At 71.4% G+C, this 19,789-nt stretch carries 13 protein-coding genes; 1 reads left to right on the top strand and 12 read right to left on the bottom strand.

The genetic code is table 11. The annotated features are described in order from the left end of the window. Nucleotides 1–24: 24 nt before the first annotated feature. The 3 genes from HRF36_RS03685 to HRF36_RS03675 form a co-directional block, all read right to left on the bottom strand. Nucleotides 25–1,038 (bottom strand): FKBP-type peptidyl-prolyl cis-trans isomerase, encoded by a 1,014-nt coding sequence (locus HRF36_RS03685; RefSeq protein ID WP_173206345.1) that lies wholly within the window; start codon nucleotides 1,036–1,038, stop codon nucleotides 25–27. A 36-nt stretch (nucleotides 1,039–1,074) separates the two neighbouring features. Then, nucleotides 1,075–1,635, bottom strand: coding sequence for an FKBP-type peptidyl-prolyl cis-trans isomerase (locus tag HRF36_RS03680; RefSeq protein ID WP_173206342.1), 561 nt, complete (start codon nucleotides 1,633–1,635; stop codon nucleotides 1,075–1,077). Between the two features lie 74 nt (nucleotides 1,636–1,709). After that, the gene (locus tag HRF36_RS03675; protein ID WP_173206339.1) at nucleotides 1,710–2,201 is read right to left on the bottom strand and encodes an OsmC family protein; all 492 of its coding nucleotides are present in this window, start codon (nucleotides 2,199–2,201) and stop codon (nucleotides 1,710–1,712) included. A gap of 68 nt (nucleotides 2,202–2,269) precedes the next feature. Here HRF36_RS03675 and HRF36_RS03670 point away from each other — a divergent pair, with 68 nt between their 5' ends. Continuing rightward, nucleotides 2,270–3,286 carry an asparaginase gene (locus tag HRF36_RS03670; RefSeq protein WP_173206336.1) on the top strand — a complete coding sequence of 339 codons (1,017 nt, stop codon included), beginning with the start codon at nucleotides 2,270–2,272 and terminating at the stop codon, nucleotides 3,284–3,286. Here the strand turns inward: HRF36_RS03670 and HRF36_RS03665 are convergent. The 9 genes from HRF36_RS03665 to HRF36_RS03625 form a co-directional block, all read right to left on the bottom strand. Continuing rightward, nucleotides 3,283–4,140, bottom strand: coding sequence for a hypothetical protein (locus HRF36_RS03665; protein ID WP_173206333.1), 858 nt, complete (start codon nucleotides 4,138–4,140; stop codon nucleotides 3,283–3,285). The two genes, HRF36_RS03670 and HRF36_RS03665, sit on opposite strands and share 4 nt — an antisense overlap. 96 nt (nucleotides 4,141–4,236) lie before the next feature. After that, entirely contained in the window at nucleotides 4,237–6,048 is a 1,812-nt protein-coding gene (locus HRF36_RS03660; protein WP_217270860.1) for a zinc-ribbon domain-containing protein, read from the bottom strand. Further along, the gene (locus tag HRF36_RS03655; protein WP_173206327.1) at nucleotides 6,048–8,420 is read right to left on the bottom strand and encodes a transglutaminase domain-containing protein; all 2,373 of its coding nucleotides are present in this window, start codon (nucleotides 8,418–8,420) and stop codon (nucleotides 6,048–6,050) included. The genes HRF36_RS03660 and HRF36_RS03655 overlap by 1 nt, the downstream gene beginning before the upstream one ends. After that, nucleotides 8,417–9,880, bottom strand: coding sequence for a DUF58 domain-containing protein (locus HRF36_RS03650; protein ID WP_371739990.1), 1,464 nt, complete (start codon nucleotides 9,878–9,880; stop codon nucleotides 8,417–8,419). Before HRF36_RS03650 ends, HRF36_RS03655 begins: the two co-directional genes overlap by 4 nt. Next, nucleotides 9,877–10,848, bottom strand: coding sequence for a MoxR family ATPase (locus HRF36_RS03645; RefSeq protein ID WP_173206324.1), 972 nt, complete (start codon nucleotides 10,846–10,848; stop codon nucleotides 9,877–9,879). Before HRF36_RS03645 ends, HRF36_RS03650 begins: the two co-directional genes overlap by 4 nt. 35 nt (nucleotides 10,849–10,883) lie before the next feature. Further along, the gene (locus HRF36_RS03640) at nucleotides 10,884–16,688 is read right to left on the bottom strand and encodes a fibronectin type III domain-containing protein (RefSeq protein WP_173206321.1); all 5,805 of its coding nucleotides are present in this window, start codon (nucleotides 16,686–16,688) and stop codon (nucleotides 10,884–10,886) included. Beyond that, nucleotides 16,688–18,109 carry a serine/threonine-protein kinase gene (locus tag HRF36_RS03635; RefSeq protein WP_173206318.1) on the bottom strand — a complete coding sequence of 474 codons (1,422 nt, stop codon included), beginning with the start codon at nucleotides 18,107–18,109 and terminating at the stop codon, nucleotides 16,688–16,690. The genes HRF36_RS03640 and HRF36_RS03635 overlap by 1 nt, the downstream gene beginning before the upstream one ends. A 175-nt stretch (nucleotides 18,110–18,284) precedes the next feature. Continuing rightward, complete coding sequence (locus HRF36_RS03630; RefSeq protein WP_173206316.1) at nucleotides 18,285–19,082, bottom strand: protein phosphatase 2C domain-containing protein; 798 nt, start codon at nucleotides 19,080–19,082, stop codon at nucleotides 18,285–18,287. Beyond that, nucleotides 19,079–19,627 carry an FHA domain-containing protein gene (locus tag HRF36_RS03625; protein ID WP_173206313.1) on the bottom strand — a complete coding sequence of 183 codons (549 nt, stop codon included), beginning with the start codon at nucleotides 19,625–19,627 and terminating at the stop codon, nucleotides 19,079–19,081. Before HRF36_RS03625 ends, HRF36_RS03630 begins: the two co-directional genes overlap by 4 nt. Nucleotides 19,628–19,789 lie beyond the last annotated feature (162 nt).

Genomic DNA, 19,789 nt, shown 5'->3' with positions numbered 1-19,789 from the left:
TCGTCGACGTCGCCCCTGCCCTGACTAGGCGACGGCCAGGATGTCGATCACGAAGACGAGGGTGTCCGTCCCGCCGATGCCGGCCGAGGGCTGCCCGGCATCGCCGTAGCCCTCGCTCGGGGGGATGATCACGACGACCTGCGAGCCCACCGTCTGGCCGATCATGGCCTTGGCGAAACCGGGCACGACCTGGTCGGTCGAGAAGGGCGTCGGCGTGCCCTTGCCCCAGCTCTGGTCGAAGACCTCGCCGGTGGTCCAGTTGACGCCCTGGTACTGCACGGTGACGTTGGCGGGGTCGGGCACGACCGGACCGTCACCCTTCTTGAGGACCTCGATCCGCAGGTCCGACGGCGGTTCGGTACCGGGCGGGATCGTCACGGTGGGCTGGCCGTCGTCGGCGAGCTCGACCGTCGGGAAGCCGTCCTCCGGGGGCTGGGCCTCGCCTGTCGCCTTGGTCGGCACGATCGACACCACGTCCGCGACGATGACCACGGGCGTGGGCGTGGCGGCCTGCTCCCCCGCGGTCGCCGTGGTCATGTCGGCCGCCGAGGCGACGGTCACCGTTCGGCTGCCCGAAGGCACGCACGCGATGGCATCGACGATGCCCGGCACGTAGTAGTCGGTGCTCACCGTGAGCTGCGTGGGCTGCTGCCCCTCGTCGAAACCGGCCGACGTGACCTCGGCACCGGTGGTCGCGTCGTACACGGCGATGCGGACGTTGGCCACCGCGCCCTGCCCGGCGACCTCGCCGCTCCCCTCGACCAGGGTGGTGCGTTGGGTGGAGGTGACCTCGAGCGGGGTGTCGAAGCTGACCTCGGGCTTGGCCTCGACGTCGCCCGTGACGTCGACGCCGTCGGACAGGGGGCCGGACGCCGGCACCTCGCAGTCGCCGGTCGCACCGCTCGCCGTGGGCGACGGCTGATCGGAACCGCTTGTGCAGCCGCTCAGCGCGAGGGCGACGAGCGGCACGGCCACCAGGGTCGTGAGTCGCCCCCGACCGGCACGGGTGGACGGGCGAGGAGGCGCGGTGAGAGGCATCGAGGAGTCGTCTCGGCGGTCGACGGCGACGGCCGGCTACGAGACGGCGAGGATGTCGATGACGAAGACGAGCGTGTCGGTACCCGAGATGCCGGCCTGGGGCTGCCCCGTCTCGCCGTAGCCGTCCGCCGGCGGGATGACCACGACGGTCTGCGACCCGACGGTCTGTCCGATCATTCCGTCGGCGAAGCCGGTGATCACCTGGTCGGTCGAGAAGGTGGCCGGGGCGCCTCGCGACCAGCTCTCGTCGAAGATCTCGCCGGTGTTCCAGATGACGCCTTGGTACTGGACGGTGACCGTGTCGCCGGCCTGGACCGTGGCGCCGTCTCCCTTGATGAGCGTCTCGACCCCGAGCTCGGTGGGTGCGGTGGCGTCGGGGACGGTGACCGTCGGGCGACCGTCGGCGTCCAGCTCGACGGTCGGGAAACCGGCCTGAGGGGACTGGGGCTCGCCGGAGGCGCGCAGGGGGACGTCGGCCGTCGCCGACGACGAGCTGCTCGGCGTCGCGGCATCGGTCGACCCGCCGGCGTCGCCCGCGCAGGCGGCGAGGGACAGGAGCAGGGCGGGGACGGCCAGGAGGGCGAGGGAGCGGCGCATGGGGATCTCTCGGTGAGGGTGACGGGGGTCGAGTCGCCGGACGGGTCGCGGCGGACGTGCCGTGCCATTCTGCCTCACGCCTGGCGGGCTTCTCTGGACGCCGCCACGACGGTGGGCTCGTGCCCGACGGGGAAGGCCACGGACGCCGCGATGAAGCACTTGCGGCTGGCTTCGGCGTGCAGGGCGAGGGCGGGCCCGACCATGTCGTCGTCGGCGACGGTCACCCGCGGCCGGAGCGTCACCGAGGTGAAGCGTCCCCCGCCGTCGTGCGTCTGGGTCATGCGTCCCACGGCGGCGTCCTCGTACGCGACGACGACGACCCCGGCGGTCGCGGCGACGTGCAGGTAGCTGAGCATGTGGCACTGCGCCAACGCGGCAAGCAGGAGTTCTTCGGGGTTCCAGCGGTCGGCATCGCCGTGGAACGTCCGGTCGGCCGACGCCAGGATGTCGTGCTGCTTCCCGGTCGCGACGATGGTGTTGTCGCGACCGTACGAGCGGTACGAGGTGGTCCCCTCACCCCGGTCACCGGTCCATCGGACGTCGACGGCGTAGTCGTGGTCGAGCATGCTGCCTCCTTCTCGGGCCCCCGTCGGTGCGACGGGGTCGCATGCGGGGCCTCGGTACACTCCCCATCATGACCGACCCCCACACCGCCGTGCCCTCCCGTCACCCCTTGACCGCCCCGGGCAGCGTCGAGCTGGCCGTGCTCGAACGCTCGGGGTGGGACGAGAGCCGGCACCTCGGAGCAGGCGTCGTCGTCGACGCCGACGGCCACGAGTTGCGTCGCGTCGGCGACGCGGACGCGACGATCTACCCTCGATCGTGCCTCAAGCCCCTGCAGGCGATCACCGTGCTGCGCTCGGGTGTCGCGCTCGACGGCGCCCAGGCCGTCCTGGCCACGGCGAGCCACGCCGGGACACCCGCCCACCTCGAGGTGGTCGAGGCACTGCTCGGCCGTTCGGCCAGCACCGAGGACGACCTGCTCTGCCCGCCGGACTGGCCGGGTGACCGGGCCAGCGCCCGCGCGGCCTCGTCGGCACGCCGCCTCGCCATGAACTGCTCGGGCAAGCACGCGGCGTTCCTGTTGGCCTGCGCCGAGAACGGATGGGACCCCGCGACGTACGTCTCGTCGGGGCACCCGGTGCAGGCCGCCGTCCGCGAGACGGTCGCCGACTTCACCGGCGAGACCGTCGACCGCGCCGGCGTGGACGGGTGCGGGGCCCCGGTCATCGCAACCACCGTCGCCGGTCTCGCCCGGGCCGTCGCCCGGGTCGCGGGGTCGGTCCGAGCGACCGGGGCGGGACGCGACGAGCACGCGGCGCACCTCGTCGAGGCGGTCCTCGGCGACGCCTGGGCGATCGACGGCCCCGGCCGGGCCAACACCGTGACGATCGACGAGTTGGGCGTTTTGGCCAAGCTGGGCGCCGAGGGCGTCATGGTCATGGGAACGACCGACGGTGTGGCCGTGGCCGTCAAGGTCCTCGACGGGAACGTGAGGGCCGGCACCCTGGTCGCGCTGCGCCTCCTGGTCGACGAGGGAGCCGTCGACGCGGACGCCGCCGATCGCGTCGTCGAGCGGACGCTCGAGAAGGTCACCGGAGGTGGCGACCTCGTCGGTCGCATCCGTCTCGGCAGCGGTCTCGACCGCTAGACGGACGGTGCGCCGTCGTCGCGCACCGACCAGAACGCGACCCGCAGGCTCTGACGACACCGACGGCCGTCCTTCCGGGTGACCACGGCCTCGCCGTCCTGGCCGATCACGACGATCGTGTCGACCGGGCGAAGCGGGGTCGGGGGCGGACCGTCCGCGGCCGCCGCGTCGACGAGCACGCACTCGATCGCGTCGGCGGCCTCGGTGGGCCCCGGCCCTCCGGCCCGGACCTGCCGTCGGAGGCCCGAGGCCACGGCCTCGGCCACGACGGGCGGACCCACGACGCGGACCGTCGACGAGAGCGCAACGCACAGCGGAGCCTCGTCGAGGGTGGCCGCCTCGACGCGCAGTCGGGCGAGCCGGGCGACAGCCGGGTCGCCCGGCTCGAGGTCGTCCTCTGGACGCCCCTCGAGGACGAGCCCGCTGGAGGCGCGACCGACCCCGAGCACCAGCGCCCGGGTCGGACGACATGACGGGCCGGACGCGACGAGCCGATCGGCCGTCGGGTACCAGTCGGCCAGCTCACGCGTCCTCGCCGCCCGCAGGCGCGCCACGGCCTCGTCGACCGCGTCGAGGGAAGCCAAGAACTCCGACCGTCGACGACGTGCCGTCACCACCACCCCGAGGTGACGGTCCACTGACCACCCGCCCAGGACCACGAGGGCCGTCACGACGGCGGACCCGAGCACGGCGGACGTGCCCGCCCAGGGAGCGAGGGCGCAGCACGCCGACGCGACGGCGCCGGTCGAGGTCGCGACGACCGGCGGTGCCGTCGGGTGGGGCCGGGCCGGGGCAGGCGGAAGCCGGATGCGCGCAGCGGCGGACGAGGACGTCGAGGCGAGGGAGGACTTCATCCCCCTAGTGCATCGGATGCCCCACCCCGGCGGCCGGCGCGTGAGCGCCCCTGGGGAGGGACGCGACCGCCTCGCCACGACGGGAGGAGGCGAGCGTCAGACGACGACGAAGAACTGCTCGCCGATCTCGACCCGGGTACCGCGCGTCACCCTGACCCTGGCGCCCGGATCGGCCCGCCGGGGTGGGAGGTCTCGAGGACGCACCACCGTCCCGTTGCCGGACCACCGGTCGCTGACCCACAGGACGCCCGCCTCCTGTCCGAACTCGAGGTGCGTCTTCGACACCGATTTGCCGGGATCGACGATGCGGACGAGCTGGTCGAAGCGTTCCCCGGGCTGGGGTGTCGGGGCACGTCCGACGAGGCCCGTACCGTCGACCGTGATGCTCTCCCCCGTGCTGAACTGCAGCACGTACTCGGTTCCCAGGGCACCGCGACGGACGATTCGGGTCTCGTCGACGTCGTCGTCAGGGAGCTCGACGGACGGCCGACGGGGACGCCAGGCCGGCGCCGAGGACGACGACGGGGCCGGAGGGACGTCGGCGAGGGTCGGCCTCGGAGTCACGGCCGGTCGTTCGGCCCGGAAGCCCGGAACGTGGTCGATGGGCTCGGGGGCTGGACGCGGTTCTGCCGGTGACTCGTCGTCCGGTCGCCACTCGGGTGAGATCGGAACCACGGGGCCGGTGAACGACAGGGCGACCGATTGCACGACCGCTCCGCATTCGCCGCAGAAGATGTCGTCCTCGCCGATGGAGGCACCACAGTGCGAGCAGCGTTCGGGCACCACGGCCGAGCCGGGCTGCACCAGGGGCACGGGCTCGACGAGCGGCACCGGTTCGGGGCGGCTGGACTCGACCGGGGCGGACGAGGACACGTCCGGAGCCGACGGACGGAAGTCCCGGTCGAGGGCCGCGAGGGGAGCGGTGTCGCCGTCCCGGGGGCCGTCGGCCCTCGGGCGCACGAGTGCCGGTGGCACCGAAGGGGCCTCGGCCTGGTCGTCGACGACCTCCGCCGAGGCGAGGTCAGGGGCTCCGGCAGAAGCGGGTCCGGGTTCGGCTTCCGCTTCCGCTTCGGCTTCGGCTTCGGCTTCGGGTTCGGGTTCGGCAGATGGTGCCGCCCCGTCGCGGTCGTCGTCACCGTTCGCTGCGCCATCGGCACCGCCGTGAGGCGCGGCTCGGACGACACCCGACGGGGCGACGCCGACGGACTCGTTCTCGTCGTCCGGACGGACGACGGGCTCTTCCGACGACGACACGTCGTCGGCCGCGACGGGCGACGGGTCGTCCGTACCGACAGGCGTCAAGGAGGCGGTCCAGAGCGGTGCGGACGTGGGTCGTGGCCCGTTGTCGGGGTGCTTGGCCGGTGACCGGAGCGGTGTGGGCGGCTCGGACGCGTCCGGGGCCACCACGCCGACGGCGCTCCCCCGGTCGAGGCGATCCACGGAACCGACCGGGTCGTCGGAGCCGACCGGGCTGACGGGGCGAGGCGGTCTCGGGGACTCGGACCGCGCCTCCTCGGGGCCAGACGACCGGTCGGGTTCGTGGGCCACGGTCCGGTCGTCGACCGGCCACGCGGGAGGTGCGGGGACCGACTCGGGCGACACGGGTCGGTGGTGTTCGGCATCGGTCGAGTCGACCTCGGTACCCGGCGATCCGGTCTCGGCACCGCCGGCGTCGGGCTGACGATCACGCACCCACCATGGCTGCTCGACATCTTGGCGGCGGGGATGCGAGGCTGCGCGCGAGGGCGGCTCGGGCAGATCCGACGCGCTCACGGCGTCGACGTGTTCGGCGGCGGCATCAGCCCGACGACGGGCGGCGGCGAGGTCTGCGCTCGAGACCGCCCGACCGCATTCGCCGCAGAACATCGCGCCGACGGGCAAGGGGCTGGCACAGGTGGGGCAGTACATCAGTCGTTCCTCTGTCGCTCGGGAGGGGTGCGCCCATGGTAACCACGCAATGATCGGAGCGAGACCGCCGCGGCGAACCGCTGCCGTCTCGTGAGCCCCACGGCCAGGGCACGCCGCATCTCGGCGACGGCCGTCCAGACCCGATCGGCGTCGGATTCGACAGGCGGGTTCGGCGAGAACACCGCACGGTCCGCGACCCGGGCCAGCACCGCGGGGCGGGAGCCACCGACCACTGCGGCGACCTCGCTTCGCGTCGCGGCCGGCGGGGTGCGGATGCCGTGGTCGACCACCGCGTCCTCGAACTCGTGCCAGCCGCCGCTGATGCGGTCCGACGGACTCGTGGCCGTCCGACGTCGGCGTCGCCTTCGGGCCTTGAGGGCGACGACGGTCACGAACGGGGCCGCGAGCACGCCGGCGACGAGGGCGCTCCAGCCGGCGATCCGCACGACCAACAGCACGACGGCCAACCAGGCCGGAGGGGTCTCGGGGTCGTCCTGTTCGGATTGCGGCGGGGTCTGGTCGTTCCGTATCTGAGGGTCCTGGGGGGGCGGTTGGACGACCGACTCAGGACGAGAGATCTGCGTCGGGTCCTGCACCTGGTCCTCGGGGATCGGCCGTTCGACGGGGTTCGGGTCGAATGCCACCCAGCCGTACTGAACGGTGTCGACCTCGATCCACGCCGTGACGCTCGAGCCCGTGACGTCGACGCTGCCTCCTCCGGTCTCGGGCGCGAACCCCATCACCACCCTCGCGGGAAAGCCCAGTCGATCGGCCATCAGGGCGGCGGCCGTTGCATACTGCTCGGCGTCACCGATCATGACGGGGTCCGTGAAGAGCTGCGCGATGCGGTCCGACCCGTGACCCGATCGGCTGACCGGTTCGTCGGCGGTGACCCCGTGGCTGACGTAGCCGTCCTCCCTCAAGGCGGTGAGCGCCGCCTGGAGGCGCGCCCCGGGGCCCTGGACACCGGCGACGGCCTCCTCGAGCGCGGAGGAGAGCTCGTCGGGCACGTCGCGAGGGGTCGGCACCGTCGCCGTCCCCGGTGTGAGCCCATCGAGCTCGTCGTCGCCGGGCTGGCGGGGCTCGACCGCGTCCAGCCGATAGGCGTCACCCTGGCGCAGACCGCCGAGGACGGCGGCGGTACCGGTGAGGTCGTTGTAGAAGAAGGCGTCACGCCGAGCGTCCGCCGAGGCGCCGTCGAACGCGACCGACTCGAGGCGGCCCACGGTGGGCAGCCACAGGTCACGGTAGGCACCCACCGTGACGTCGACGGTGGTCGTCTCTCCATCGACCTCGGATTGGTCGACGTCGGAGGGCACCCGCGTGAAGAACCCGGAGGCGCTGTCGACGTCGCCGCTGCCGACGCTGTAGACGACACCGTCGTAGGTGTCGAGCGTGGCGACGCGGAGTCGCTGTCCGTCGCGCAACCCCGAGACCGTGAGGAGCGTCTGGTCGACGGTCGGCGCTTGTTCGTAGGCACGGAAGCCACTGAGCGGGCTGACGTGGTCGCGCGGGTCGAAGGGCTGTTCGACGACCGTGCGCGCCACCGTCCGCGAGCCGGTCGGCGGGGCCGCCCCGACGGCGATCGTCCCGGCCGTGCCGGCGACGGCCAACGTGAGGACCGTGCCCACGACGGCCCGGACGGCCACGGGACGGTGCCCGGCCGACGCTCCCGAGGGGCGAGCGGTGAGGGCGTCGAGGGCGACCCGACGTCGACGGAGGCGCCACCACACCATCCAGGCGACCACCGTCACCAGCAGGGCCACCCCCATCGCGCGGGGCCACCAAGCCTCGGCCGGACCGAGCACGATCGCCATGATCCAGACCACGACGGGGACGATGACGGCCAGTTCACCGCGCCGACTGCGGAGCGCGACGGACAGACCCACGACCGTGCCGACGAGGACGAGCACGAAGACCGGCACCAGCAGGGCCTCGTAGCTACCCACGGGCAAGGCGATGGTGACCAGCTGCTTCCAGCCGAGAGCCGTGGCCGAGACCAGCGTCCCCAGCCCCCTGCCCGTGGGCAGCACCCCGGCGAGGGCTTGGGACGGCACCGCCAACGGGACGCCGAGGACGAGATAGGCCAGGACCGTGGCGACGAACACCCACACGCTCGACAGGCGCAGGAGGGCCGCACCGAGCGCGACGACCACGCCGACGGCGAAGGCGACGACGACGAGCAGGACGAACGCACCGCTCTCGTAGACAGGCCAGAACGCAGCGGTCGCGGTGCCGAGCGACAGGCCGAAGAGCGCCACGACGGAGGTGACGAAGGGCGCCCGCAGGCGAGCGGGGCGGACACGGGTCCGGGCACGAGGAGGAGGCGTCACCTGCCCTGCCGGACTCCGGGCGTCGTCAGCGACGCTCATGCGCTCGCCGTCCGCGCGAGCGACTTCTGGAGGTCCTCGAGGTAGCCGATGGTCAGCACGGTGAGGTCGGCGATGCGCCTCATGCCGGGGACCGTCTCGGGGTCGCACACGATCGCGACCGCTTCGACCCCGAGGGGGAACTGCATGGCCGCCGCGCGCATCTCGGTCACGGTCGTCGTGGAACCGACGACGAGGAAAGCCACAGATATCCCGACGACCTGGTCGCCGGCCACCCGTGCCACGTCGGTGATGGCCAGTGCCGACTCGGCCGTGCTCACGACCGAGAGCTCGTCGAGCAACCGGTTGCGCGTGAGCGTGCTCAGCGAGCGGATCGCGAGGTTCTTCCGTTTGGCGAACTCGGGGGTGGTCTCACCGACGACGACGCTGACCTCCCGGGCATCCCGGATCGCCCGGGCACCGAGCGATCCGGCGACGCTGACGGCGAGCTCGAACTCGTCCTCGTTCGTGAAGTCCCCGGCCGCCAGGCTCAGCGCGATCACGAGGTGGCTCCGGCGGCTCTCCTCGAACTGCCGCACCATGTAGGTGCCGGTCTTGGCGGTCGATTTCCAGTGGATGTTCCGACGTTCGTCGCCGGGCTGGTACTCGCGGAGGGCGTGGAACGAGATGTCGCTGGGCGAGAGGTCCCGCGTCGGGTTGCCCTCGAGGTCGCGGATGAGTCCCGTGCTCGTGCTCGGGATGCCGATGGTTCGGGGATGCACGAACACCTCGGTGACGCCGGTCCAGTCGATCTCTCGACGGGCGAGGCCGATCGGATCACCGCGCACGGTGCTGACCGGCCCCACGGCGACGACACCGCGTCGTGTGGTGGGCAGGTCGAAGGATTCGGTGACCTCGTCACCCGACCGCAAGCTGGGCAGGTCGATCTCGGCGAGGCCGGGGCCGACGGGGACCTCGACCGACACGCCGAGGATGCGGCGGCGGGTGGCGTTGCGCACCCGCACGGTGCCCGAGGCAGAGGCCCCGACGGCGACCCGTTCGTGCGGGATCTCGAGGGTGATGCGGACGGCATTGCGCCCGACGAGGGCCAGCCCCGCGACGAGCAACAACACGATCGCAGCGACGCCGACCACCACGAACTCGGTCCAACCGAGCAGGTAGCCGGCCAGCAGGGCCACCGGCGCGGCCACGAGCATCGACCACCCGAAGGGCGTGATCACCGAGGAGGCGCTCGTGAAGGCCCGGCGGACCACGCGGCGCGCCCCTCGGGTCGTCCTGACCAACAGGACGACCAGGTCGGCTCCGATGCCGGTGCGGTCGCCGACGATCCGAGTCCGGGCGTTGGTCAGACCCTGCGTTCCCGTCGAGAACGAGGAGTCGAACCGCTGGTCGACGCCACGGCTACCTCCCCGCGGTCGTGTGCGGCCGGCGCGGGAGTCCTCCGCCGTCGTCCCCGGCGCGGGCCTCGCAGCCCGGTCGGTGCCTCGGGGACGCTCGCTCACACGGCTACCCGTTCGGCGGGTGGCGCCGTCTCGATGAGCAGCTGGCTGACGACGCTGGACGGTGTGACGCCGTCGAACTCCGCTTCGGGGTCGAGCACGAGACGGTGGGCGAGCACAGGCTCCGCGAGCGACTTGACGTCGTCCGGGATGACGTAATGGCGGCCGAGGGACGCCGCGTAGGTCTTGGCCGACCGGACGAGTGCCAGCGCACCCCGGACACTCACGCCGAGTCGCACCTCTTGGGCTGTGCGCGAAGCGTCGACGAGCCGTGCGACGTAATCGCTGATGGTGGGCTCGACGTGGACGGTGCGGGCGAGTTGGGCCATCTCGGTGATGACCCCGGCCTGGACGATCGGGTTGAGACTGCCCTCGTGGACCCTCGTGGCCGAGCCCTCAAGGATGCGCACGGTCGCCGCGTGGTCGGGATAGCCGATCGAGGTCTTCATGATGAAACGGTCGAGCTGGGCCTCGGGCAGGCGGTAGGTGCCCGCCTGTTCGACCGGGTTCTGGGTGGCGATCACCATGAACGGCGAACCGACGGGGTGGCTGACGCCGTCGACCGTGACGCGACTCTCTTCCATCACCTCGAGGAGGGCGGACTGCGTCTTGGGACTGGCCCGGTTGATCTCGTCGGCCAGCACGATGTTGGAGAAGATCGGCCCACGATGGAACTCGAACTCACCGGCCTTCTGGTCGTAGATGCTGACGCCGGTGATGTCGCCGGGCAGCAGGTCGGGCGTGAACTGGACACGGTTGCTCGTGCCCTGGACGCTCTGCGCGATCGCACGGGCGAGCGAGGTCTTGCCGGTGCCCGGGAAGTCCTCGAGCAAGAGGTGCCCCTCGCTCAGCAGAGCCGTGAACGACAGCCGGACGACGAAGGTCTTGCCCAGCAGCACCTGGTCGACGTTCGCCACCAGGCGCCCGAAGATGTCGGAGAACCAGGTCGCCTGTTCGGGGGTCATGCTCATGTGTCTTCGTTCCTCGTCGTGTCGTTCGCGGGGGTTCAGCCGCAGCTGACCTGCGCGTAGCCGCTGTCGGTCTTGCCGTCGACCGTGCCGCGGATGCGGACCTCCGTCGCCGTCGGTTCGACCCGGGACGACGTCGTGTACGCGCCGTTACCGTTCCCGGACTGCCAGTTGTCCAAGAGGATGGGTGACACGTTGAACTCGACCGTCGCCGAGAAGTCGAGGCTACCGTTCGAGGGCGGGTTCACGACGAGGGCTTCGCCGGGTACGCAGGAGACGATGACCGGTCGTACGGTCACCGGTGTCGCCGCGTATCGACCGGAGGCGGAGCCGCAGAAGGTCTCGGAGTCGTCCCGGCAGCCTCTGACGTACACCTCGAGTTCGGTGCCGTAGCCACCGGACGAGATGAATCCGTCGGCTGCGACGGTCTGCCAACCCGTCTGCCCGTTCTGCGACCACTCGTATCGGGCGGCCGTCCCTGCCGCCACGTCGGCCGCGGACACCCGGACGTCGAAACGTCCGCCGCCGTTCTCGGCGGCCGTCACCGTGGCTCGAGCAGCCCCCGGGGCCTTGAGCGCCGTCGTCCGACCCGAGCCGGCCGAACAGAACGTGCCGTTGTCGGCCTTCACGACGTACAGGTACGTGACGCCGTCCTCGGCAGAGGAATCCAGCGCTCCCCCGCCGACGAGGGGAACGGCGTCACCCACGGTGTCGCAGGACACGGGTCCGTCGGAGTTCGCGAGACGAACCACCGTGTACGTGGGGGGCGTTCCACCGTTGGCGGCCGAAGGCGTCCAGGTGATCTGCACACCACCGCTCACCGGCGTGGCCGATACCTCGGGCACCCCGGGGCTTCCCACGGGGACCACCCTCGACAGGGTCGCCCGAGCCCAGGCAGCATCGCTGTCGACGTCGGCGTCGTTCTTCGCATAGACGTTCACCGTGTAGTTCTGCATCGGCAGAAGTCCGGTGATGACGGTCTGCTGAGCCCCGCGGCGAACGGCCTGCGACCCCGCCGTGGGCCCGGACCACTCGACCACGTACGACTGGATCGCGGAGCCGGGGCGAGGGTCCGGCGGATCGGACCAGGCGATCCGGGTGTCGCCCTGGCCCGATGCCACCGCGGTCGCGCTCAGACCGGTGGGTGCGGCGGGCACGTAGTCGGCGCTGTAGGCGGGGCTGGACGCCGACGACGCGGAGTCTCCGATGGCGTTGGTGGCGACGACCGTGAACGAGAACCGCTGGCCGACCGGCAGGTCGGTCAGAGTGCACACCGTGGCGAGTCCGCAGGACTTCGAGTACGAACCTCCTGCCGAGCCGGTACCGGTGAGACGGTAGCCACTCAGCGGCGAGTTGTTGGCTGCGGGAGCCGTGTAGCTGAGGGTGAGCTGCCCGCCCTTGAACGTGCCCGATCGGACCGGGGCGTTGGGCGAGTTGGGAACGTCCTGCACGCTGATCGTCACGGTCCCCCACACGTAGCGGTCGGGATCGTCCGTGACGTCGGCCACCTGGTACTGCAGGTTCGTGTCACCCGGCGCGGCCGAGGCGGCGACCGACACGGCGAGACTGCGGTTGTCGCCACTGGGCGTGATGGACACGCCTGCCGGGACGGAGGACCCGTTCAGCCCCCGGATCGCGACCACCCTGAGCGCCTGGCCCGGGAACGGGTTCGTCGCCTGATCGTTCTGCAGCACGTCGACAGTGGTCGAGGCCCCACGTTTGACGACGGCACGGTCGGCCGCCGGTTGCGCGAGCGGGCGGCTGGATCCCACCACCGACAGCGTGACGGTCCCGCTCCGGCCCGGGTTGAGCGCGTCGCTCACGGCCACGGGCAAGGACCTGGTCGTCCCCTTGGCGGTGCCGGCGTCGGCCGAGACGGTCAGATCCGACCCCGACAGGTCGTAGCGGAAGCCCGCCGTGCCACTCTGCTCGACGGTGAAACGCAGTTCGTCGACGTCGTCCGGATACGGATACGTGGTGAGTCGAGCGAGGTCGAGTGTGCGGGACTGGCCCGGTTCGAGGTCGATCGACGTCCCGTTGAAGACGGGAGGTTGGTTCTCTCGCGACGTCACCGTGATCGGGAGCACGAGCGAGGCCGTCCTCCCGTCCGGGTCGTCCGCCGACCGGCCGTCCGTCACCTGGAACGAGATCGACGCCGCACCCGAGAACAGGTCGGCCGAGGTGAAGCGGAGCGTCGTGTCGTCGACGACCAGGTCGTCACCGTTCGAGTTCGTCGCGCGGACCGTTCCGGGGTCGGTCAGGCGCACCCCGTTGGTCCCGGCGGAGATCACGTAGCGATCGAGGTCGATCGTGACGGCCTTCTCGCTCTCGACGGTGATCGGCCGGACCGTCCGATCGATCTGCGGGAGGGCGTCGTCGAAACCGGGAACCACGATGAACGCGTAGGCGCGGATGCCCGGATCGTCCTTGCGCGAGACGGAGAACGGGATGATCTGGCTCGAGTCGGTGATCCGGACGGTGACGCGTGAGTTCGGCGTCACCTCGGCGGTCGAGCCGAAGCCTGGTGCCAGCCCCAGGTCGAGTCGCGACGTGCTTCCGTCCGAGAAGAACACGTTCGCGAGCGGGTTGACCGTCACGGTCTGACGGCCGGCGATGTCGCTGAGTCCGAGCACCGTGTCGTCGGCGAGAGGGTAGTTCAGCGGTGCGTCCGGGTCGACGGTCACGGTGACGAAGGTCGAGCTCTGACCGCCCCGCTCGTTCGACACCGTGTAGACCAGCCCGTACGTGCCCGGCGTCTCGGGCGGCGTCACGGACACCATGGTCCCCGACACGACCTTCGCGACGATGTCCTCGCCGTTGGCCTCCACCGCATCGACCGAGAGTGCGCCTCCGTCGGGGTCGGAGTCGTTGTCGAGCACCCGGACCGTGATGGACCCGCCTGGTCGCATCGTCACCGCATCCGCGACGGCGATCGGGTTGCGGGACCCGTCGGCACGGGTCGAGATGCCCACGCGGACCGTTCCGGTCGCCCGGGCACCCAATCCGTCGACGACCGTGTAGGTGAACGTGTCGGTGCCCGCCGAGCTGGCGTTCGCCTGGTACTCGACGAAGTCCGCGCCGACCGTCGAGACACTGCCCTTCTCGGGGTTGGTGCCCACCCCGAGCAACTGGACCGAGTCTCCGTCGGGATCGATCCCGTCGAGGGGGAGGCCGATGCGCACGGTCTCGCCGGCGACGACACGGGCGGTCACGGCCTGCGGCGCTGGAGCCGCGTTGCTGCCGGCGTCGACCTCCCGGACCGCGATCGCGACCTGGGCCGACGCCCGTTGCCCGTCCGGGCCCTCGACGGTGTAGGTCGCCGTCACGTTGCCGGGGGTCGACGGCGCGAGGTACCGCAGACGGTTGCCCGACGCGAACAGCAGCCCGCTACCGGCGGGGACATCGCTCTCGAGGCGCGGCACCAGCGTCAGCTCATCACCGTCGGGCTGCTCGTCGTTGGCGAGGACGTCGATGTCGATCGAGTCCCCCATGCGGACGGTCACCTGATCGTCGGTCGCGATCGGGGGCTGCGTGATCGACCGGCGTGGGATCTCGACCACGGTCACCGTCCCGGCGGCCGAGGCGAGACCGTTGCTGACGGTGTAGCCGAAGGTGACCGGCCCGGCATCGAGGGGAGCCGCGAGCGTGATGCGGGCGTAGCGCTGGTCGAGCGTCTCGACCCGGAGCCCGGAGGCGACCGGCACGGCGTCGGTCTCCGTGAGCATGAGTACGTTGTTGGCCGGGTCCCGATCGGTCGCGACGACGTCGAGCCTCTGCGTGCCCAGCGTCTCGATGAAGATCGTCTTGGGTGTCGTGACCGGAGGCGTGCCCGCGTCAGGAGGTGACTCGACGTCCACCCGGACGGTACCGGTCGCCGTCTGGTCGCCATCCGTCACCGTGTACTCGAGGAGGTAGGTTCCCGGAACGTCGCTGAGGAACCGGAACGTTCCTTGCTCGTAATTCGGTGTGACGGTCACGTCGGCCTTCGCCGGGACGCTGTTCAGCTTGATCGCGCCCGTACCGCCCCGGGCGTAGGTCAGCGGTCGCACGGTCAGCTGCTGGCCGGCGTAGGCCTGTTGGGAGAACGGCAGGGCCTCGAGCGGCACCTGTCCCGCCCCCATCACCCCGATCGAGAGCGACCCGCGCCCCTCGTCACGGCCGTCCGAGACCGTCAGCGGGACGTCCACGGTCGTGTCACCCGCGCCGGAATCCTGGTAGACGACGTCCCCTGACGGCTTGTACGACACCCCTGTCGTCCCCCCCGCCGAGGTCAGGTAGAAGGCGTCGCCGTCCGGGTCGACCCAATCGCCCAGCACCGAGGTGGTCACACGCCCCGACGACGACACCGACGCGGTCGTCGTGCGGACCTGCTGAGGCGGCGAGTTCTCGGACGGCTGCCGGACGGTCACGGTGACCGTGGAGCTCGCCCGGCCGCCCCGCCCGTCGGAGATCGTGTAGTCGAAGGTGAAGGTCCCCGCGGCCGTGTCGGTGAGGGTGAGCAACACTTGTTGGCGATCGTTGACCAGGTCGAGTCGACCGACGGTTTCGTCCGGGGTGGACACCTCGTCGACGACGAGAGGGTCACCGTTCGGGTCGTAGTCGTTGAGCAGGACGGGCAGGGTGGTCGCGCGACCCGGGCGTGCGCCGAACGCGTCGTCCACGGCGACCGGAGGTTTCTGGTCGGGATCGAGCTCGGGCGGCTGCTCGTCGTCGTTCTCCTGCTGTTCTTCTCGGTCGCGGTCCTCTGGGAACAGGTCGGACCAGTTGTCGATCAGCTGGCCGGAGCGTTGAACCGCCCAGGATCGACCGGAAGCCGGATCGTTGAGCACGACACGGCGGGCGTTGACGTCGAAGACGAGGTCCGCGCCGCCGGGCATGTCGTCGAGGGCGAGGACTCCCCCGCGGGACGATGCGCAGTCGCTCCACGCCGAGCCACCCGCCCAGGCGGCGTACCGGCAGTCACCGACGACCACGGGGCGCGCGGGCTTGCCCTCTCTGTCCCCGACGACCTCGGTGACCTCGGAACCGTCGGACCGCACGGACAGGAGACCGGTGGCCGTCGCGACCAGGACGTCGTCACCCGAATCGGACGCGGTCTGCAGGGCCAGACCACCCGAGGCCCGATCGGACAGGTCGACCCGACGACCGTCGACGACCAGTCCCCCCGCAACCGTGTCGAGCACGGCCCAGTGGCCGCCCACCGATGCCACCTGGTACCCCACTGACGACGACGCCGGCAGGTCGTGCGTCTCGGTCACCTCCGGTGACACCGTGCCGTCGAAGAGCGACACCTGCCCGGTGTCGGTCGAATAGGCGGCCACGGTGCCGTCGGGCGTGACGCTGGTGACCAACCCCTTGCCGAGGCTGAGGTCGGGGTCGACCTCGTTACTGAAGGACGACAGGTCGGAGAGCGGCTGGCTCCACACCTCGCCGGTGCCCTGCGACACGACGAGCGCACGGTCGCCCGCGAGGGTGACCTCGGGTGACTCCGGCGGCAAGGGGACGCTCTCCGCGACCTCGGCCGTCGCGGTGTCGACGACGCCGACCGTGGCGTTGCCGCGGTCGACGAGCAGGACGTCCTGCCCCCGCTGCACCACCGAGAGGTCCGCGCCCGTACCGCGCACGGCGGAGTTCAGCTGCAACACGTCGGTGTTCGCCCTGCCGATCGCTGCCCGTTCGCCGTTCGCCACCCACACGGTGCCGTCGGACAGGTCGACCCGCTGGGCCTCGTAACCGTTGCTGGCCACCGCGACCGTCGTCACGAGCGTGGCCACGAGGACCACTCCGACGCCCGTGGCCACGGCAGACCGACGACGCGAAGCCCAGTCGAGCAGACGTCCCATCAGCCCTGGCCCGCCGTCGCGCAGTTCTCGTTGCTCGCGGGGCCGGTCGAACCACCGCGGCTCACCGCGACGGTGATGCACACCTCGTCACCCGGGTCGGCCGGGGTGGCGACGAAACGGTCGGCGGACTGCTGACTGGTCTGCCCGCCGGTCGAGATGACATAGGTGTCGCCGGCCCGCAGCCCCGGGTCGCTCCAGGTGAAGACCACGGAGGACCCGTCGCTCGACGACGCGACGTCGGCCACGCGGGGGATGTCGGTCGAGGTCGAGCGGACGAGCACGAGCGTCGCCGCGGCCGCGAGGCCGATGCCCACGACGGACGCGGCCACCAGCGCCCACGTCAGGACGAGCGCTGATCGGCGACGTGCGGGGCGCGTGCCGGTGCTTCGAGGCACGGCTCGGCTCTGTTGCAGAGAACCGCCGTGTTGCGCCTGCACCTGGGCCTCGGTGGCCCGGCGCCGACGGCGACGCCGGGAGGCCTGCACAGGGGTGACACCCCGCAGGCGGGTCTTGTCCTCGAGGTCGGCGACGGTCGCGAGAGCCCAGTCGTCGACGGCCACCTCGATGGGCGTCTGTGCCACGCCGATCTCGCTCTCGACCTGCTGGAGCTCGCGCACGAACTCGAGGACGCTCGCCTGACGGTTCTCGGGGCGACGCGACATGGACCTCGCGAGCAGACGCTCGAGCGTGGGAGGGACGTCCGTCCGACCGGTGGGTACGAGCTTCGCCTTGTCGATACGGCCGATGAGGTCGGACGCTCCGTTCCTGTCACCGCCGAGGACCTCGAAGGGACTCCGTCCGGCGAGCAGCGAGTACACGGTCGCGCCGAGGGACCACACCTCGGACTCGATGGTGCCGTTCGTCTCGTCGAGCAACACCTCGGGGGCCGACCACGGGATCGACATGCCGACGATCTCTTGCGGCTCGCTCTCGCTCAGTGACGCCGCGATACCGAAGTCGGACAGCACGGGATGGCCGTACGCCGTCATGAGGATGTTCGACGGTTTGAGGTCGCGGTGGAGCACGCCCTGGCGGTGGGCGGTCTCGACCGCACTGCCGATCTTGACGCCGATGCGCAGGACGTCGGCGACGGGGATGCGGTCGCGCCGGTATCGCTCGCTCAGCGACGACGAACAGAGTTCCATCACCAGGTAGGGGCGACCGTCGGCCGAGACGCTGGCCTGGAACACCGTGAGGATCGACGGGTGGGCGCTGAGCTGGGCCATGAGGTTGGCCTCGGCCTGGAACATCTGTCTGACCTGGTCGTTCACGACTTCGCTGAGCATGACCTTCACGGCGACCTGTCGCCGTGGCATGTTCTGCTCGTAGAGGAAGACGTCGGCGAAGCCGCCTGAGCCCAGCACACGGACGTGCGAGAAGCCCGGCAGCACGGGTGGCGCCGAAGGAAGTCGTCGAGCCACGTCGCCTCCTCTGGGAATCGATGCCGGGTCGGCTGGGCAGGGCCGGTCGGCGTCGGTCCGACCACGGTCATTCTACGTGGGGGCCACCGGCGCCCGAGGGGCCCATCGGTCCCTCTGTGGAGAGCCCCGGTCCCCCCACTTCGGGGGCCGAGTCACCCTGGGGTGCCTCTGCCGCCTAGTCGGCGTCCGGCGTCTCGACACCCCGGACGTCCACGACGACGGCCGTCACGTTGTCACGACCGCCCGCTTCGACGGCGGCCTCGACGAGTGCCGTCGCCGCAGCCTCGGCACCCTCGACACCGCCCAGCAGGTCGGCGATGCGGTCCGCGGAGAGCTCTTTGGTCAGGCCGTCCGAGCAGACGAGGAGGCGCAGGCCGGGTCGGGCGGGGACCCTCCAGTAGTCGGGCCGCGGGTCGACGTCGAACCCCACCGCCCGGGTGATGACGTTGCTGTCGGGGTGCTTCTCGGCGTCGTCCGCGTGCAAGAGCCCGGCGTCGACCATCTCTTGGACGACGGAATGGTCGACGGTCACCTGGCGAAGACGCCCCGCCTCCCACATGTAGACCCGCGAGTCGCCCACGTTGAAGACCGTGAACTCCACGTCGGCGCCGTCGGCTTCACGCGAGAGGAACGCTCCGGTCGCCGTGGTGCCGACTCCGAGCTCGGTGTCGGCCGCTGCCACCGCGATGTCCTCGGTGGCGCTGCGGAGGGCCGTCTCGACGTCGTCCGTGGTGGCGAAGGGGCGGGAGGCGATCTCGCTCATGCGACGCACGACCGCGTCACTGGCCACGTCGCCGGCACTGTGCCCGCCCATGCCGTCGGCGACCACGAAGAGCGGCGCTTCGGCGAGGTAGCTGTCCTCGTTGTGGGCTCGACGACGACCGACGTCGGTCACCCCCGCCCAGTCGAAGACGAGACCCGGGCCGTCGAGGCCGAGGGCGTGGGCGGTCGTGGGGCGGCCGAGCTCTGTCACAGGAGGGGTTCTTTCGTCAGGACGATGCGCTGGGGAGGCAGGATCTCGAGAAGGTTCCCGTCACCTACGTCCACTATCGTGCCTGCGCGCGCGACGAGCGACTCGCCTTGCCGGAGAACGACGGGAACGCGTCCCGGCTCGGTCACCCGTGTCCCGTTCGTGGAGCGCAGGTCGGTGACGACGACGGTGTCTCCGTGCTGGCGGACGTCGACGTGCGCACCCGACACCTCGTGCCGGGGCGACGACACCGTCACCAGCCGGGGAACGGGCCCGGACGCGACGCGTGGCCCGGCCGGCCGTCGCCCCACCACGACCGGAGCGTCGAGCAGGATGTCCTGCCCGGCCACCCTCACCCCGTGGAGGCGCGGTGCAGCTCGACCGGACCCGGCCGGCTCCCGGCCCGTCGGCGCGACCCCGTCCCGGGACGTCCGGAGGACCGTGTCGTCGAGGTCCACGCCGCCGGGGGCGCGGACGGGACGACCGACGACCGTGTCGTCGATCCCGTGGAGTTCGTGCCACGGGTCTCGTGACTGTTCGGCGGACATGTCGTTCCTCTCCCCGGTGGCCGCGGCGCAGGTCGGCGACCGCGACGTCCACGCTAGCGTCCGGTCGCGCTCCCGGAGCGCGAAGGCCATCGGCGGACCACGTCTCCTCCCCAGTCGCGGCGCGGTGACCGTCCGTGCACATCGGATCCATCCTTCGTCGGG

The organism is Frigoribacterium sp. VKM Ac-2836 (assembly GCF_013248995.1).
Lineage (GTDB): Bacteria > Actinomycetota > Actinomycetes > Actinomycetales > Microbacteriaceae > Frigoribacterium.
The sequence above is the reverse complement of the archived record's forward strand: the minus strand, read 5'-3'. Positions and strand labels throughout refer to the sequence as shown.